At 34.0% G+C, this 1,571-nt stretch carries 2 protein-coding genes; one reads left to right on the top strand and one right to left on the bottom strand.

Going from position 1 to position 1,571, the window contains the following annotated elements:
* The first annotated feature begins 202 nt into the window (after nucleotides 1-202).
* Complete coding sequence (locus KA883_RS10480) at nucleotides 203-754, top strand: recombinase family protein (protein ID WP_186330832.1); 552 nt, start codon at nucleotides 203-205, stop codon at nucleotides 752-754.
* A gap of 87 nt (nucleotides 755-841) precedes the next feature.
* Here KA883_RS10480 and KA883_RS10475 read toward each other — a convergent pair.
* Nucleotides 842-1,571, bottom strand: a 730-nt coding sequence (locus KA883_RS10475) for a zinc-binding dehydrogenase (protein WP_204174405.1), incomplete at its 5' end; no start/stop codon positions are given.

Genomic DNA, 1,571 nt, shown 5'->3' with positions numbered 1-1,571 from the left:
GAAAAGTTATTCTAAATTAGCTGGTAAAGTCACATAAGAGGTTTTTCTTGAATATTTAAGTCTATAAACTTGTGTTATAATCAATGTATTATAAATATAAAAAAACACGAGTTTTAAGACGATGAGAGACGCGTTTATTTGCGTCGAGAATTAGATTTTGTTAACAAGTACCCATAAAACGATTAAAAGAGGTGGTATTCAAATGGCTAAAATTGGTTATGCACGTGTATCAACACAAGATCAAAGTCTTGATGGACAGATTGATACACTTGAGGAATATGGTTGTGAACGTATCTTTAGCGAGAAAGCGAGTGGTCGTAAAACGAAAAGAACGGAACTTGATAAGTGTTTGGATTATTTACGTGAAGGAGATATTCTAGTTATCTATAAACTAGATCGCCTTGGACGTACAACAAAGCAATTAATTGAGTTATCTCAATGGTTGGATGAAAATAATATTGATTTACATATTATAGATATGAACGTATCGACCAAAGATGCGATGGGCAAAATGTTCTTTACCATGATGAGTGCATTCGCTGAACTTGAAGCTAACTTATTAAGTGAACGAACTAAAAAGGGATTAGAAGCAGCAAGAGCAAGAGGCCGAAAAGGTGGTCGCCCTTCATTACCTGATCACAAGAAAAGAGAAATTAAGTTTCTATACGACGAACAAAAACTTACTGGCGAAGAGATTGCAAAGCAAACAGGTGTTAGCAGGTCTACTGTTTATAGAATAATAAAAATGAAGTAGTAAAAACAAATAATCACAGTAAGAAAACTAATGAAAGGAGAATCTTCAAATTAGAGATTCTCCTTTCATTAGTTTTTATAATCTATATTATAATTTAACGAGAATTTTTGCTTGTGATTTATCGTTTACAAGTTGTTCAAATCCTGACTCCACAATATCATCTAACTCTATCTCATCAGTAACGACATCTTTAACTTTTAAATTACCTTCTTTAATTAAATCTATTGTTTGTTGAAATGTAGTAGGTGTATAAGCAATTGTCGAAGTGAGCTTTACACCTGTATTTGTTAATTGCATTGGATTCCATTCAATAGGATGGCCAAATATAGACACTATAACGACAGTACCTCTTGCTTTAGTAACGTCTATAGCAGATTTAAGTGTTGGTGCTACACCAGCTACTTCAAATGCTACATCCACGCCATTATCTGTATGTTTATTAATAACATCACTTGGGTTTGATTCACCGGAATTGATAGTATGAGTAGCACCTATTGCTTTAGCTTTATTCAATCTTTCTTCTGATAAATCAAAAACAAATATCTTACTCGCACCTGCAGCTTTGGCTGCTATTACTGTTAATAAACCGATTGGCCCTGCACCAAAAATAGCAACAGTATCGCCAAATAGAACTTCGCCTTCTTTAATTGCTTGAACTGCAACAGCGGTTGGCTCTACAAGAGCGCCTTCTTTATCAGAAACCTTATCTGGTAGCTTATAAACGTTCTCTTCTGGGACATTTGTAAATTCTGCAAATCCACCATCAGAACCTAAACCTATAAATGAATAACCATCGTAAAGATCAATATTTTCTTCT

The sequence above is a fragment of the Staphylococcus sp. GDY8P54P genome (assembly GCF_017892645.1).
Lineage (GTDB): Bacteria > Bacillota > Bacilli > Staphylococcales > Staphylococcaceae > Staphylococcus > Staphylococcus ureilyticus.
Note: the sequence above shows the minus strand (reverse complement) of the source record. Positions and strands in the feature narration are given on the sequence as shown.

Bases quoted from the DNA above. Each gene is read 5' to 3' on its own strand.
- KA883_RS10480 (WP_186330832.1), top strand. From the start codon at position 203: ATGGCTAAAATTGGTTATGCACGTGTATCAACACAAGATCAAAGTCTT.